12 protein-coding genes are annotated in these 14,986 nt (G+C 67.2%); 1 reads left to right on the top strand and 11 read right to left on the bottom strand.

The window, feature by feature from the left end; genetic code table 11:
- Positions 1-8 precede the first annotated feature (8 nt).
- The gene (locus AC1DGD_RS13690) at positions 9-614 is read right to left on the bottom strand and encodes an SOUL family heme-binding protein (protein ID WP_476857137.1); all 606 of its coding nucleotides are present in this window, start codon (positions 612-614) and stop codon (positions 9-11) included.
- A 140-nt stretch (positions 615-754) separates the two neighbouring features.
- Here AC1DGD_RS13690 and AC1DGD_RS13685 point away from each other — a divergent pair, with 140 nt between their 5' ends.
- Entirely contained in the window at positions 755-4,396 is a 3,642-nt protein-coding gene (locus AC1DGD_RS13685; protein WP_476857136.1) for a TM0106 family RecB-like putative nuclease, read from the top strand.
- A 393-nt stretch (positions 4,397-4,789) separates the two neighbouring features.
- Here AC1DGD_RS13685 and AC1DGD_RS13680 read toward each other — a convergent pair whose 3' ends face one another.
- The 10 genes from AC1DGD_RS13680 to AC1DGD_RS13635 form a co-directional block, all read right to left on the bottom strand.
- On the bottom strand, positions 4,790-5,617 hold the full coding sequence (locus tag AC1DGD_RS13680; RefSeq protein ID WP_476857135.1) for a triose-phosphate isomerase family protein: 828 nt from the start codon (positions 5,615-5,617) through the stop codon (positions 4,790-4,792).
- Between the two features lie 70 nt (positions 5,618-5,687).
- Positions 5,688-7,037 (bottom strand): MFS transporter, encoded by a 1,350-nt coding sequence (locus AC1DGD_RS13675; RefSeq protein ID WP_476857134.1) that lies wholly within the window; start codon positions 7,035-7,037, stop codon positions 5,688-5,690.
- A gap of 116 nt (positions 7,038-7,153) precedes the next feature.
- Complete coding sequence (locus AC1DGD_RS13670; protein WP_018775883.1) at positions 7,154-7,279, bottom strand: hypothetical protein; 126 nt, start codon at positions 7,277-7,279, stop codon at positions 7,154-7,156.
- A 12-nt stretch (positions 7,280-7,291) separates the two neighbouring features.
- On the bottom strand, positions 7,292-8,059 hold the full coding sequence (locus tag AC1DGD_RS13665) for an SDR family NAD(P)-dependent oxidoreductase (protein WP_476857133.1): 768 nt from the start codon (positions 8,057-8,059) through the stop codon (positions 7,292-7,294).
- A gap of 31 nt (positions 8,060-8,090) precedes the next feature.
- Positions 8,091-9,077 (bottom strand): 3-hydroxyacyl-CoA dehydrogenase family protein, encoded by a 987-nt coding sequence (locus AC1DGD_RS13660; protein WP_476851397.1) that lies wholly within the window; start codon positions 9,075-9,077, stop codon positions 8,091-8,093.
- Positions 9,078-9,079: 2 nt separating this feature from the next.
- Positions 9,080-9,562: a ribose-5-phosphate isomerase gene (locus tag AC1DGD_RS13655; RefSeq protein ID WP_018775886.1), complete on the bottom strand. Its 483-nt coding sequence runs from the start codon at positions 9,560-9,562 to the stop codon at positions 9,080-9,082.
- Positions 9,559-11,331 (bottom strand): dihydroxyacetone kinase subunit DhaL, encoded by a 1,773-nt coding sequence (gene dhaL, locus AC1DGD_RS13650; RefSeq protein ID WP_476857132.1) that lies wholly within the window; start codon positions 11,329-11,331, stop codon positions 9,559-9,561. Before dhaL ends, AC1DGD_RS13655 begins: the two co-directional genes overlap by 4 nt.
- A gap of 113 nt (positions 11,332-11,444) precedes the next feature.
- Positions 11,445-12,449, bottom strand: coding sequence for a sugar phosphate isomerase/epimerase family protein (locus AC1DGD_RS13645; protein ID WP_476857131.1), 1,005 nt, complete (start codon positions 12,447-12,449; stop codon positions 11,445-11,447).
- Positions 12,450-12,527: 78 nt separating this feature from the next.
- Entirely contained in the window at positions 12,528-13,640 is a 1,113-nt protein-coding gene (locus AC1DGD_RS13640; protein ID WP_476857130.1) for a 2-hydroxyacid dehydrogenase, read from the bottom strand.
- A complete protein-coding gene (locus AC1DGD_RS13635) occupies positions 13,637-14,977 on the bottom strand; it encodes an MFS transporter (protein WP_476857129.1) in 1,341 nt (446 codons plus the stop codon). The genes AC1DGD_RS13640 and AC1DGD_RS13635 overlap by 4 nt, the downstream gene beginning before the upstream one ends.
- Between the last annotated feature and the right edge of the window lie 9 nt (positions 14,978-14,986).

Genomic DNA, 14,986 nt, shown 5'->3' with positions numbered 1-14,986 from the left:
TACCCCGGTCAGCGGCCGGGCTCGCCCGGAGGAGTAAAGGGCTCCTGCACGTCCTGAACAACCTCGTTGCGGCGCAGGAACCACGGCTTGAACGGCGGATCAAAACGGGCGAATCGTGGCGGCCCCACAGGCTTCAGCCCGGCTAGCTTCAGTGCCTCCTGGAGGCCATCGTTTCGCCGTACAAAGGCCGCCTCCGACCCGCTGCCGGAGAACCGAAGGGCGGCTGCCAGGGAACCTGGCTGGGCCCGGACTCTAACGTCTGGGTTCGCCGGGACCGGCGCCGTCTCCGCCGTCACCCCAGCGGGGAGCACAAAGGCCACGATGAAATCAGCGGGCTCTGCGCTTCCCGGCAGCGGGCCGCTTTGCAATACCGGCGCGGTCATCGCCAGCTTTTGCGACGGCCCGGGCCCCTGGATCACCGGGGCCGTCATCGCCAGCTTCCGTTGCGCCGTGTTGCTGCCGCTGATGTAGTTGAACAGGTGCCGGAAGGCAGCATTCCCGGCGCGGTCGAAGGTCGCTTTGACCTCTATTTCCGCCACAGCGTACGCGGGATAGCGGCGCAGCTCGAAGTGCGCGTAGCGCTGGACCAGCTCATACGGTTGCTGTTCGGTCATAGTCCTCAGACCCTACGCCGGTCCTGCGACAGGAACCAGAGGGGCATTGCCTGGTTCCTGTCCCGTGTTTGACTGTCAGAGGGCTTTGATAGCTTGAATAGCGGAGGCACCAACAACGGGGCACCAGCAACGGGGGCACAGTGTTTTTTCTTGAACCAGAGGTACCGGGCTCATCACCGGATCTGGTCTACTCCGCGAGCGACCTCGTGGTGGCAGCGAGTTGCGAGTATCAGCTGCTGCGCAAACTCGACGAGAAGCTGGGCCGGTCCCCCAGGGCTACGTTCGAAGACGACGAGATGCTCAAGCATGCAGCGGTGTTGGGTGACCTCCACGAGCGCAAGGTCCTCGGCGGTTTCGTGGCGGAGTTTGGCCACTGGGATCCGGCCACCGGGCACGGCGTGTACGACGTCGTCCCGGCCGAGGCCATGGACCGTGCCACGCTGGCGGCCAAGCACGCCGAGTCCATTGGCGCGCTGCGTGAGGGAGCCGACGTCGTCTTCCAGGCCGCCTTCTTCGACGGCCAGTTCCACGGCCGCTCCGACTTCCTCGTGCGGCAGTCCGACGGCAGCTACGCCGTGTTCGACACCAAACTCGCCCGCCACGCAAAGGTGACGGCCCTGCTCCAGCTGGCCGCCTACGGCGACCAGCTGCTGAAGGCCGGGATCCCGGTGGACCCGGCGGTGACACTCGTCCTCGGCTCGACGGTGCAGCTGCCCGGCGGCGGATTCGACTACGTGCGAAGCCACCACAAACTCTCCGAGATCCTGCCGGTTTTCCGCGAGCGCCGCGAGCGTTTCCTCGCGCTGACCGCCACGCACATCGCACAGCCGGGAACAGTGGGCTGGGGCGCGCCCGGGCTCACCGCCTGTGGCCGCTGCGATTACTGCCAGGAGCAAGTCAAAGCCACCGACGATCTCCTCCTCGTGGCCCGGATGAACTCCGTGCAGCGCAAGAACCTCCACGAACGTGGGATTAGTTCAGTCACTGACCTGGCGCAAGCGACCCTCACCAAGCCCACCCCTACGCTCCTGCGCCTGCAGGAACAGGCGCGGATGCAGAGCGGCGTTGGCCCTGCCGACGGCGAAGTCTGCTACCGCAAGGACGGCGAAGAGCACACCATCCGCTACGGCGTCCTGCCCGGGAACACCCTGGCCGAGCTGCCCCCACCGAGCCGGGGCGATATCTTCTTCGACTTCGAAGGCGATCCGCTGTGGCAGGACCGCACCACGGGAGTGTGGGGGCTCGAGTACCTGTTCGGTGTGATTGAGGCGCCCACCGAGCCCGGCAGTCCGGGGATTTTCCGGCCATTCTGGGCCCACAGCCGGGAGGCGGAGAAGCAGGCGTTCCTCGATTTCCTTGACTATGTCGAGAAACGCCGGCGGGACCACCCGGACATGCACGTCTACCACTACGCACCGTATGAAAAAACGGCGCTTCGAAAACTCTCGGTGATGCACGTTGCCGGGGAGGACATCGTGGACGAGTGGCTCCGCGAAGGCCTGCTGGTGGACCTGTACCAAACGGTCCGGAACAGCATCAGGATCTCCGAGAACTCCTACAGCATCAAGAAGCTCGAGCCGCTCTACATGGGGGCGAACCTTCGAACTGGCGAAGTGAAGGATGCCGGCGCCTCCGTGATTGCCTATGCACGGTTCTGCGACGCGAGAGACAATGAGCGGCCCGACGAGGCGGCCAAAATCCTCGCCGGGATCTCCGACTACAACGAATACGACTGCCTCTCCACGCTGGAGCTCCGGAATTGGCTGCTCGGGCTGGCCAAGGAACGCCGGCTGGAGCAGCACGGCGCGGAGGCGGGCGCGGCGTCCGGTGCGGAGGCGGGCTTAGCGTCCGGCGCGGAGGCGGGCTTAGAGGACGGCCCCGACGACGACGGCTCGGCACGAGCCGATGCCGCGCTGGCCCCGGCTGAGCTGGCACTGATGGAATTTGCTGAGCCGGGCAGCGGCTTGTCCGAGGACGACGGTAAGGCCGTCGCCATGCTGGCCGCGGCCGTGAGCTACCACCGCCGGGAGCGCAAGTCGTTCTGGTGGTCGCACTTCGACCGGTGTGAGCACGGTCCGGACACGCACGAACGGGACCGGAACGTTTTCCTCGTCGAATCCGCGGAACTCCTCGACGACTGGCAACAGACGGGGACCAAACTTCCGGAGCGGCGGGTCAAGCTGACCGGCTCCGTGAGTCCCGGGTCGGACCTCCGCGAGGGCAGCAAGTGGTTCCGCATGTACGAGCTGCCTCTTCCCGCCGGGCTGGAGGGTACCGGCAAGAACGGAACCGGGCGGAGCGGATGGTTCGGCACGGAGGTCCTGGAGCTGGGGCGTGAGGACGGCAAGGACACCGTCATCATCCGGGACCGGCTGCACCGGAAGATACCGCCCTACAATGACCTCCCCATTGCGCTGACGGAAGACCAGCCCCTCGCGACCAAGAGCCTCGAGCAAGCACTGGCAGCCCTCGCTGACACGGTGGTCGCCGGCCTGGGGTCCGGTTCCCTCCCCCGCCATCCTGCGCTTGACCTCGTCCGGCGTCAGCCGCCGAGGCTGGCCGCCGGAGCTTCACTGCCGCAGCCTGGTGCCGGACCGGACCGCTTCATTGAAGCCATCACGGCGGCCGTGCTGGCCCTTGACCACTCCTACCTGGCGGTGCAGGGTCCGCCCGGAACGGGCAAGACCCATGTGGGGTCCCACGTCATCGCCCGGCTCGTGGCCCGTGGCTGGAAAGTCGGCGTCGTCGGCCAGTCGCATGCGGTGGTGGAGAACCTGCTGAAGACCGCCGTCACGAAGGCCGGGGTCGACCCGGCGCTGGTGGCAAAAGACGTGAAGCACAACGACGCCCTGCCGTGGGCCCGGCGCACCGGCAAGGACGTTGCGGAGCTGTTGGGTGCGCCTGGAGGCGCCCTCGTCGGTGGCACGGCGTGGACCATGACCGGCGCCACCGTCCCGGCTGGCTCCCTGAACCTCTTGGTGATTGACGAGGCCGGCCAGTTCTCGCTGGCCAACACCCTTGCCGTGGCCCAGGCCAGCAGCCGGCTGCTCTTGCTCGGCGACCCGCAGCAGCTGCCGCAGGTCAGCCAGGGCAGGCACCCCGAGCCGGTCGACGAGTCTGCCCTGGGCTGGATTTCCGAAGGCCACGCCACGCTGCCGCCCGAGCTTGGCTACTTCTTGGCCGACTCGTGGCGGATGAACTCAGAGCTGTGCCTGGCCGTCTCGGAGTTGTCCTACGAAGGCCGGTTACGTTCCGCCCCGCCCGCGGATCTGCGCCGTCTGGAGGGTGTGCCCGCGGGGATTGAGACGGTGATGGTGCCGCACAGCGGGAACACGACGTCGTCGGCCGAGGAGGCTGCCGAGGTCGTCGGGCAGGTGCGCCGCCATTTGGGCCTTTCCTGGCACACCGCAGACGGAGCCCGGCCATTGGAGGCGGCCGACATCCTGGTGGTGGCTGCCTACAACGCACAGGTCAACGTCATCCGCGATGCGCTGGACGCCGCGAATCTCTCCGGCGTGCGGGTGGGGACCGTGGATAAGTTCCAGGGACAGGAGGCCGCGGTCGTGATTGTGTCTATGGCATGTTCTGCGGTGGCCGAGGCTCCGCGGGGTATGGAGTTCCTGCTCTCGCGGAACCGGATCAATGTGGCGGTGTCCCGCGGCCAATGGCGTGCCGTGATCGTCCGCGCGCCCGAACTGACCAACTACCTCCCCGCCCACCCCGAAGGTCTGGAGCAGCTGGGCGGCTTCATCGGCCTGTGCCAGAGGTCAGTCCGCGCCTAGCTTTCCTTGCCGCACCGTCCGACGAGGGACATGCCCATTCTTCGATGGCCCGCACCCTCCGACGAGGGACATGCCCATTCTTGCCCCCGACCAAGGGACATCTAGGCATCATGCCCGTCGCACGCGGCCAAGGCCGGACATGTCCACTCTTCGCTGACCACTCCACGGAACATGCCCATTCTTCGATGGCCACAGCATGGGACATGCTCATTCTTGCCTTCGACCAAGGGACATCTAGACATCATGCCCGTCGCACGCGGCCAAGGCCGGACATGTCCACTCTTCGCTGACCACTCCACGGAACATGCCCATTCTTCGATGGCCACAGCATGGGACATGCTCATTCTTGCCCGCGGCCAAGGGACATCTAGGCATCATGCCCGTCGCACGCGGTCAGGGCTGGACATGTCCCGCGGTGGCGGGGTCCGCCGCGGGGAGGCCCTCGGCCAGCAGGAGTGCCTCATCCAGCACGGCGCCGAAATTCACGGGGTCGTGTGCAAACCGGCCCAGGAACAGGCCCGAGAGACCCTCAAGCGTGGGCAGCAGTCCGGGCTTCGCCGATCCGCCGTAAATGACCGGCAACCCTGGCACGCCGGCGGCGGTGAGCTGGTCCCGGAGCCGGCGGACGACGTCGGACACGTACGCGGCGGCGGCCGGCTCGGCCGCGCCGATGGCCCAGACCGGTTCGTAGGCCACCACCAGGCGGCCGGCGAGGTCCCAGTCGCCGTCGACAGCCGACTCGATCTGGCCGAACACAAAGTCCGCCGCGGCCGCCGGCTGCCCGCCGTCGCGCTCCCCCACGCACAGCAGCGGGGTGAGCCCGGCGTCGTCCGCGGCCCGGACTTTGAGGCCCACCATGGCGTCGTCCTCGCCGAAGTGCCGCCGGCGTTCGGCATGGCCGATCTCCACGAGCCGGACGCCGAGTTCCGCCAGCATGGACGGGGCTACTTCCCCGGTCCAGGGCCCGTCCGCCCAGCCGCAGTTCTGCGCACCGAGCAGCAGCGGTGAACCCGCCAAGAGCCGGGCCGCCGCGGGCAGGACGGGGAAGGACGGGATGACAAACGGGACGACCCGCCCGGCCGCGAGGGCCGGGCGGGTGTCCACTTCGTGCTGCAGCCGCTCGAGCCAGTCCAGGCTGTCCCGGTAGCCGAGGTACATCTTGGTGCTGACCCCCACCAGGATGCGGGTGTTGGAGGTCTGGCTGCCGGGGTTCTGCTGCATGTGTTGGTGCTTTCTGCTGGATCCAGTGGATGGGCGCTGGACGTCGCGCTGGAAGTGAGGCCGGGAGCCTTTACTGCTCCAGCAGTTCGTCGGCCTTGTTCTTGAAGCGGCGGGTCGCGAACATCATGACCGCTGCCAGGAACGGGAGCACGCCGAGGGCATAGACGCCCATGGTCCCGGTCTCCGAGGCGGTCATCTGGTTGACCGAGGTGCGCAGGATCGGCGCCACGAAGCCGCCGAGGTTTCCGAGCGAGTTGATCAGGCCGATCCCCGCGGCCGCGGCGGTTCCGGTGAGGAACGCCGTCGGGTAGGACCACGCGATGGGGCCGATGGAGAGGAACGAGCACACGGCAAGGGTGATGAAGATGATGCCGAGCGCCGGAATGTGGTTGGCGCCGGCCCACGCGGAACCGAAGATGCAGAGTCCGGTGGAGATGAACAGCCCGGTGCCCCAGACCCGGCGGCGGATCACGGTGTTCGCGGCCTTGCCAATGAAGTAGCAGGCGAAGATTCCGAAGAACCACGGGATGGCTGCCATCAGGCCGACGGCGATGCCCACCTTCTGGCCGGTCAGCTGGGCGACCTGCTGCGGGAGGTAGAAGGTGACGCCGTAGACGGCGATCTGCAGGCAGAAGTAGATGACGGTGAAATACCAGACCTTGCCGTTCTTCATGGCCGCCAGGACGCCGCGCGGCCCGGATTCTTCCTTGACGGTGTCCTCGAGCGCCATGACCTCCAGGAGCGCGTTCTTCTCGTCCTTGTCCAGGAACTTGGCGTCCTGCGGGCTGTTGATCAGGAAGAAGTACGCGGCGACGCCGGCGACGACCGCCAGCATTCCCTCGACGAAGAACATGACCTGCCAGCCCTGGACGCCGGGGACCTGATCGCCGATGTTGATCAGCCAACCGGACAGCGGGGCGCCCAGCATCTGGGAGAACGGCTGGGCCAGGTAGAAGATGGCGAACATTTTGACGCGGACCTTGTTGGGGAACCACGCGGCCAGGAACATGATGACGCCGGGGAACAGCCCGGCTTCGGTGACACCCAGCAGGAACCGCAGGATGATGAAGGACGTCTCACCCTGCACGAACGCGAAGCAGGCCGAGACGATGCCCCACGTGATGGCGATGCGGGCCAGCCATACCTTGGCGCCAAACTTGGTCAGGAGCAGGTTGCTCGGGATCTCGAACAGGGCGTAGCCGATGAAGAAGATCCCGGCGCCCAGGGCGAAGGCGCCGGCGCTAATGCCCTTGTCCACGCCCAGGGCAGCTTCGGAGAAGCCGACGTTGGTGCGGTCCAGGAAGGCGACCACATACAGGATCACCAGCATGGGCATCAGCCGGCGGGAGGCCTTGGAGATGGCCGATTTTAGGACCGGTGTCTCCAGTAGGTCCCGGGTGGACGTTGTTGTTACGGTCATCAAAAAACTCCTCGTCGAGCAATCAGTGGTGTAACTCAGGGGGGTGAATCAGTTGCATGAAAGTGGCCGGATGAGGCCGAGCCAAGGCAGGCCAGGTCGGCTCCGGCCGGAGAAAACTAGCGCGAAAAAACCATCATCAGGACGCCGGCCACGCAGGCCAGGATCCCGACGGCGAGGTAGATCTTCCGTCCTTTGCTCCAGGCTGCGAATCCGGACGCGGGGGTTTGGCTGTGTTGTGCCACGAGGCTTCTTCCTTAGTGCATGTAGAGTCCGCCATCCACATTCAGCGTCTGGCCGGAGATGTAGCCGGCGTCCTCGCTGATGAGGAAGGCGATGGCTGCTGCAATGTCCCGGGTGGAGCCGACCCGGTTGACCACGAGGTCTTTGGTGAGTTCGTCCTTGCGTTCCTCGCTGAGGGTGCCGCCCATGATGTCGGTGTCGATGGGCCCGGGTGAGATGGCGTTGACCGTGATGTCGTATTCGCCCAGTTCACGGGCCGTGGCCCGGGTCAGGCCGATCACGCCGGCTTTCGCCACCGAGTACGGCGTCTTGGAGAAGGTGCCGCCGCCACGCTGCGCGGAGACAGAGGAGATGTTCACGATGCGCCCGATCCTGTTGTTCACCATGGATTCCGCGACGCGGCGGGTGGCGTAGTGGACGCCGTTGAGGTTGATGTTCAGCACCCGGTCCCATTCGGCGGCGTCGAGTTCCAGATAGGGCACCGGAGAGCTGACGCCGGCCACGTTGGCGAGCGCAACGATCTGCGGCAGTTCCGCCTCGATGGCGTCGATTGCCGCGCGGACCGAGCCTTCGTCGGAAACGTTGGCGCCGGCGCCGAAGGCCTTGACGCCGTGCTCGGCTGCCAGTTCCTTGGCCGCCGCCTTGCAGAGTGCGTCATCGAGGTCGATGATGCCGATGTTCCAGCCCTGTGCGGCCAGGTAGCTGGCGGTGGCGCGGCCGATGCCGCGCTCGGACACGGCGCCGGTGATGATGGCGGTGCGTTCTGTGGGAAAAGTGCTCATGGGTACTCCTTGATGAAGACGGGAACGGGAATCAGCTGATGGGGGCGGGGCCGAGCTCGTCGATGAGCTTCTGCATGGCCACGTACGCCTTGTTCCGGTAGGCGATCAGTTCCGGCGTGCGCTCCGCCGGGACGTTCAGGAAGCCCGCGCCGGTCTTGGTGCCCAGCTTTCCGGCCTCCACCAGGTCGGTGAGGATCTTCGGCGTCGCGAACCGTTCCGGGAAATCGGTCTGGAGGGACTTGTAGCAGAAGTTGTAGACGTCCAGCCCGGCCATGTCGGCTATGGCGAAGGGCCCGAAGAACGGCAGCCGGAAGCCGAAGGTGGTGCGGACCAGGGTGTCGACGTCCTCCGCGGTCGCGATCTCCTGTTCCACCAGCTGGGCGGCCTCGTGGAACAGCGCGTACTGGAGCCGGTTGAGCACGAAGCCGGTGACGTCCTTGACGACGGCGGTCTGCTTGTTGGCCGCGTGCACGAGGTCGCGGACGGTGCCGACCGTCGCGGCCGAGGTGCCGGCATGGGGGATGATTTCCACGCCCGGGATGAACGGGGACGGGTTGGAGAAGTGCACGCCCAGGAAGCGTTCCGGGTTGGTGACCGGCTCGGACAGGTCCGCGATGGAAATCGTGGACGTGTTGGACCCGATGATGGCGTCCGGGCGGGCGGCCGCGCTGATGCGGGCGAGAGTCTGGTGCTTGATCTCGATGACCTCGGGGACGGCTTCTTCGATGAAGTCGGCGTCCGCCACGGCCTCCTCGATGTCCTTGGCGGGCCAGAGGTTTTCCTTCAAGATTGCGGTGGCGCCTTCCGGGAAGAGCCCGGCGGCAACGAATTCGTCGGATTCGGCCAGGAGCCGCTCGTAATTCTTCTGGGCCACTTCCGCGGACACATCCGCGAGCGCCACCCGGGCGCCACCGAGTGCCAGGACCTGTGCGATCCCGCCACCCATGTAGCCGGAGCCGACGACGGCGATCTTGCGGGCGGCGTTGATGGCGGCTGCGGTTGCTGTTGATTCGGTCATGTTCAGACTGCCTTCGTGTATTCGGGTTCGTACGAGCAGATGGCGTCCACCTTCGCGGCGGAGGAGGAGTTTTCGTCGAAGCGGTGGCTCAGCCATTCGCCCACGAGCTTCTTGGCCAGTTCCAGCCCGATGACGCGCTGCCCCAGCGTGAGCACCTGGGCGTTGTTGCTCAGGACGGACCGCTCCACGGAGTAGCTGTCGTGGGCCGTGACGGCGCGGATGCCGGGGACCTTGTTGGCCGCGATCGCCACGCCCAGGCCGGTGCCGCAGATCAGCAGCGCCCGGTCGGCGTCGCCGTCGGCGATCTTGCGGGCCGCGTCGACGGCGACGTGCGGATAGGCGGTGGAGTCATTGGCGCCGACTCCCACGTCCTGCACGGACGCCACGCGGGGGTCGGCTTCGAGGAGCGCCTTCAGCGCGTTCTTGTATTCGACGCCGGCCTCATCGTTGCCGATGACCACGCGCCAGCCTGTTGCTGTGCTCATGCTTGTGCTCCTTGTTCCGCCGGCTCGGGGGTGCCGGGCCGGGATCCTGTGTCTGCGGTGTCGGTGTGGGTGGATATCCGGGTCGCGATGAGGGCGAAGGACACCGCTCCGGGGTCGGGGTGGCCGAGGCTCTTCTCGGCGAGCGGGCGGGCCCGGCCTTTGAGCGGACGCAGCCCGGCGGTCCGCTCTGCGGCGGCTGTGGCGGCGGCCGCCGCCGCCGCGAGGGAACCGGCCACTGGTGTGCCGGCGTCGAACGCGGTGAGGAAAGCGTCCTGGAACGGCAAGAGGGCGTCCACCATGGTCTTGTCCCCCGGCTCGGCCTTGCCGAGCGCGGTGATCGCTTCCACGAAGGCCGTGACCGCGGCGGCCGCGTCCTCGCCGCTGTAGCTGTCCTGGTTGCCCAAGGCCTGTCCGGCGGCGATGATCGCCGAGCCCCAGAGCGCACCCGAGGTGCCGCCGGCGCGTTCGCTCCAGGCCTCCCCCGCAGCGGTCAGGACCCGCGACGGCGAGGCGCCGCCGTCGTTCGCGGCAGCCTGTTCGGCCGCGGTGACTGCCGCGTCCACGCCGCGGCGCATGCCGATCCCGTGGTCGCCGTCGCCGGCGACGGCGTCCAGACGGCCCAGTTCTTCCTCATGCTCGACCACCACGTCCCGCGCCTGGCCGAGGAAGTCGGCGGCCAGCCGGCCGAGGGCTGCCGCCGCGGCGGTGGGCCGTTCGACGTCGGCGGTCTCTTCGGCGTCCGGACCGGCGAGTTCGCGGCGGGCACGGGGTGCCAGGTTTCCCTTGCGGAACGCCGGGGTGTCGGCCGGGGCGGCCCAGTACTGCTCGAGTTCCTCGTCCAGCCACAGCAGGGTCAGGGACAGCCCGGACATGTCCAGGCTCGTGACGAGCTCGCCGCATTCGGGTTCGACGACGGTGAGCCCGGCGGCGGTGAGGAGCTTCTCGATCTTGCCGAACAGCAGGAAGAGTTCGTCGTACTTGACCGTGCCAAGGCCGTTGACGATTGCGACCACGCGGGTGCCCGCGTCGTCCGGCTTGTCGGCCAGGAGCCGGCTGACCAGGAGTTCGGCCAGTTCGGAGGCGGTGGGCATGGGGTGGTCGGAGATGCCCGGTTCGCCGTGGATGCCCAGGCCCAGGGACATGTGCCCCGCGGGGACAGAGAACAGCGGGGCCTCCGCGCCGGGCAGCGTGCAGCCGTCGAAGGCCACGCCGAGGGACCGGGTGCGGTAGTTGGTCCGGATGGCCAGCCGTTCGACGTCGTCCAGGCTCAGTCCCGCCTCTGCGGCGGCGCCGGCGATCTTGAAGACCGTCAGGTCCCCGGCGATGCCGCGGCGCTTCTCGATCTGCTCCAGCGGGGCGCTGGCGATGTCGTCGGTGACCAGGACAGTGCGGGTTTCGATGCCTTCGGCGTTGAGGCGCAGCTGGGCCTGGCCGAAGTGCAGGACGTCGCCGGCGTAGTTGCCGTAGCTCAGCAGCACGCCGCCGCCGGCGTTGGCCGTCTTGGCCACGCGGTAAACCTGGCCGGCCGCGGGCGAGGCGAACATGTTGCCGCAGGCCGAGGCGGTGGCCAGTCCGGGCCCGACGAGGCCGGCGAAGGCCGGGTAGTGCCCGGAGCCGCCGCCGACCACCAGGGCCACCTGCCCGGAGGGGACTTCGGTGGAGCGGACGACGCCGCCGTCGACTCGGGCCACGTAGCCGCGGTTGGCCGCAACGAAGCCGTCCAGTGCCTCATCCGCGAAATCAGCGGGATTGTCGAAGATCTGGGTCATGGTTCCTCATTGAATCCGTGTTGGAGAACTAATGCTGTGGGTAGAGAGGTGGGGTGGTGCGGCCGCCCCCAAGTGGCTTGACGGCCGCACCACGCCCCGGTGTCGGCGCCCGTTCAGGCGCTGGCGAGTGCCGTGGCTGCCGGCAGCTGTCGGCCCTGGGCCACCTGGCTCCTGCCGAGGGCGTAGCCGTCGGTCTTCGGCAGGACCTGGCGGCGGAGGTAGTCCTGGTTGCTGGCCGTGACGCTGAGGCCGTCGCCGCCGTAGTGCTCGGTGCACAGGATGCCCTGGAAGCCGACGGAGAGCGCGGTCTTGAACGCCTCGCGGTAGTTGATGAGGCCGCTTTCCATCGGGGCCGGCATCGCCACGTAGGTGTCCCGGGCGACGTCCTCGTCGCGGATGTAGTTCTTCATGTGCCAGTAGTTGGAGTACGGGAGGGTCTTGGCGACCATCTCGCGCCAGTCCTCGATCGGGCGGTGCAGCCGGATGAGGTTGCCGATGTCCGGGTTGATGCCGACGTTGGCCAGGCCGATGTCCTGGACCAGCTGAACGGAGGAATCCGCGGTGCCGAGGTACGTGTCCTCGTACATTTCGAGCGAGAGCAGGACGCCGACCTCGGCCGCGTGCTGGCCGAGTTCGCGCAGGCGGCTCACAGCCTTGCCCCACGTTTCCTTGTCCCCTACCGGGTCCTTGTACCCTTCGACGGTCCAGAACCAGAGCTGCTTCTGCTGCTCGGCGGTGATGGCCTGGTGCAGTCCGAACGAGACGACCTCGCAGCCCAGCTCGGCGGCGGCGTCGATGGTGCGGTGGCTGTACGCCAGGTTGGCTTCCCAGTTGCCTTCCTCGATCACGCTGCGGCGGATGGCCGAGATGACGGGGATGCCGATGCCGACGTTGTCCGCGGTCTGCTTGAACTCGGCAAGCCGCGGAGAGCTCAGGTCGCCGGGGCGGACCCAGCTGTCCGTGAGGTCGGCATTGGCAAAGCCGGCGTCCTTGACCTCACTGAGGACCTCGGCCCAGGCGGAGGCGTCGGCGTCGTTGATGTGGCTGCCCTGCGCGTCGGTCCCCGGGAACTGCAGGAGCGCTGCGGTGATGGGCCAGTTTTCGGCTGTATAGGCCATGGGTTCACTCCTTCGTGGAATCCTGTTTCCTATAGGATTTACTATCTATAGGGATGTTGTCAAGGTCACACCCCCGGGTTACGGGCGCTTCGCGGCGAAGGCCGCGGTCGCGAAGACCTCCGGATTCAGGACGTTGGCAGGGCGCTCCCCTGCCGCGACCGCCAGGATTGACCCAATGGCGCTCGCAGCGACGTCCCGCGTGAAGTCCTCGGTCCAGCACAGGGAATGCGGGGAAAGCACCACGTTGTCCAAGGTCAGGAGCTCGTCGTCGGGAAGCAGGGGCTCCGGCTCAAAGACGTCCAGGCCGGCGCCGGCGATCCGGGCGTCCCGCAGGGCGTCCCGGAGGGCATCCGTGTCCACGAGCTTTCCGCGGCCGATATTGATCAAGTAGGCGCTTGCCTTCATCCGCGCCAACGCGGCCGCGCCGATCAATTTTTCGGTCGCCGGTGTCAGCGCGGCGCAGAGCACAACGTAATCCGAGCGCTCCAGGAGCTCGTTCAGGCCCAGCAGCTCAACGCCGAGTCCGGCGGCCTCCGCGTGGCGGCCGCTGCGGTTGTTGCCCACGACCTTCACCCCGAGCGGGGCCAGGAGGCGGGCGAGCTCAGCGCCCACGCTGCCGAAGCCCACGATGCCGACCGTCTGGCCCACCAGCGGCGCGCCGCGGTAATGCTCGCGCTGCGCCCAGTCAGTGGTCCGGGTCAGCCTGTCCTTGGCCAGGAGCTTGTGCGAGAGCGCCAGGAGCAGCGTCAGTCCCGCCACCGCCAACGGCCGCCGGATGGCATCCGGGGTGTTGGTGACAACGATGCCGGCGCGGGTGCAGGCGTCCAAGTCGATGGTTTCGTAGCCGGCCCCGAACCGGGCAATCAGCCTCAGGTCCGGGGCGTGGTCCACGGTGCGTGAATCGAAGGCGATGTGCCCCAGGGACAGCACGGCCTGGACCCCGGCGAGGTCGGCCAGCGGAACCGGGTCTGTGTAAGTGGGCAGGACGCTCCAGCTGATGCCATGCTCGCTGAGCCGCTGCAGCCCCAGATCCCCGTGAATGGAGCTTCCGTCCGGCCGCGCGGCGTCGGCGGTGACGGCCACGGTGAACGGCGAGCGGGCGGTGCCCGCAGTGGAGGTTCCCGCCGCAGTGGTGGTTTCCGCCGCCGGGGCGGCCGCCGTCGTCGTCAATGCATTTGTTGCTGTGCTCATGCGTCGGTTCGGCTTTCTGTCTGCGTTGCTGCGGCCTTGTCCTTGATGGGTTCGCGGACCAGCACGGTGTATGCCACTGCGGCCAGGGCGGCGATGACGCCGCCGATCACGAACGACGGCGCGTAGGAGCCGGTGGCATCGGCGATCACACCGGTCAGCAGAGGGGCAAAGGCGCCGCCGAAGTAGCCGCCGAAGTTCTGGATGGCACCGACGGAGGCAACCTGTGAGTTGTCCACGATGTCGCCGGGCATGGCCCACGCGGCCGCCTGCATGGTGGCGACGAAGCCCAGTGCCACGGTCATGACAGCGATGGCGAGCGGGAGGGAATCTACGAACGGGATGAGGCAGATCAAGATGCCGGCGGCAATCGCTGCAATGGACATCACGTGGCGCTTGGCCAGCAACGGATCGCGGCCGGCCTTCTTCGCGTAGCGCGTCATGACCCAGCCGCCGGTGATGCCGAGGATGGCTGCGCCGAGGTACGGGACAGCCGCAAGCCAGCCGGAGGTGGCGATGCTGGCACCGCGTTCTTCCTGCAGGTAGAGCGGCAGGAAGACGATGAAGATGTTCCAGATCCAGATGACGCAGAAGAATCCGGCCATCATGCCCCAGATTTGGCGGTGCTTAAAGAGTCCGAGCCACGATACCTTCTTGGCAGTCAGGAGCTGGGTGGTGCGCTGGCTTTCGATGTAATCCAGTTCCTTCGCGCTGATGCGCTTGTGCTCTTCGGGAGCGCGGTAGTAAAGGAAGAAGGCCAATGCCAGCACGATGCCTGCGACGCCGAGGAAGAGGAAGATGGCCTGCCAGCCGAACGCGAGCATGATGGCGGTCAGGACGGGCGGCGCGATGGCGGGTCCCCATTTGGAACCGCTGTCCCAGATGGCGGTGGCCTGTCCGCGCTCGGCCCGGGGGAACCAGTCGGCGGTGAGCTTTGCCGACGCCGGCCCGTTGGGGGCCTCGGTGATGCCGAGCAGGAAGCGGAAGGTGACGAATTGCCACATCTTGGTGCCGACGGCCATCAGCGCGGTCGCGATGCTCCAGCCCGCGATTGCGAGGAAGTACATCCGTCGGGCGCCCAGCTTGTCCACGAGCCAGCCAGCGGGCAGCTGGGCAAAAGCGTAGGTCCAGGAGAACACGGTGCCCAGGAGGCCAATGTCCGTCCGGGTCATGCCGAAGTCTTTGATCAGTTGCGGCGCGGCGATGGAGATTGCACTGCGGTCCATGTAGTTGATGATGCCGGCGGCCAGCGCCCAGCCGAGAATCCACCACCGCAGATTCTTGATGGTGCGGCGTGTTGCGGACTCCTTGGGCCCTGCGGCCAAAGTTTCTGTTTGCACTCTTCACTC

This window comes from Arthrobacter sp. 05T45, assembly GCF_056395875.1.
This window is presented reverse-complemented; position numbering and strand designations above follow the sequence as displayed.

Excerpts from the sequence above, each read along its gene's own strand:
- dhaL (WP_476857132.1), bottom strand. The coding sequence starts at position 11,331 with ATGACCCAGATCTTCGACAATCCCGCTGATTTCGCGGATGAGGCACTG.
- AC1DGD_RS13690 (WP_476857137.1), bottom strand. The coding sequence starts at position 614 with ATGACCGAACAGCAACCGTATGAGCTGGTCCAGCGCTACGCGCACTTC.
- AC1DGD_RS13660 (WP_476851397.1), bottom strand. The coding sequence starts at position 9,077 with ATGACCGAATCAACAGCAACCGCAGCCGCCATCAACGCCGCCCGCAAG.
- AC1DGD_RS13640 (WP_476857130.1), bottom strand. The coding sequence starts at position 13,640 with ATGAGCACAGCAACAAATGCATTGACGACGACGGCGGCCGCCCCGGCG.
- AC1DGD_RS13680 (WP_476857135.1), bottom strand. The coding sequence starts at position 5,617 with ATGCAGCAGAACCCCGGCAGCCAGACCTCCAACACCCGCATCCTGGTG.
- AC1DGD_RS13675 (WP_476857134.1), bottom strand. The coding sequence starts at position 7,037 with ATGACCGTAACAACAACGTCCACCCGGGACCTACTGGAGACACCGGTC.
- AC1DGD_RS13655 (WP_018775886.1), bottom strand. The coding sequence starts at position 9,562 with ATGAGCACAGCAACAGGCTGGCGCGTGGTCATCGGCAACGATGAGGCC.
- AC1DGD_RS13665 (WP_476857133.1), bottom strand. The coding sequence starts at position 8,059 with ATGAGCACTTTTCCCACAGAACGCACCGCCATCATCACCGGCGCCGTG.
- AC1DGD_RS13645 (WP_476857131.1), bottom strand. The coding sequence starts at position 12,449 with ATGGCCTATACAGCCGAAAACTGGCCCATCACCGCAGCGCTCCTGCAG.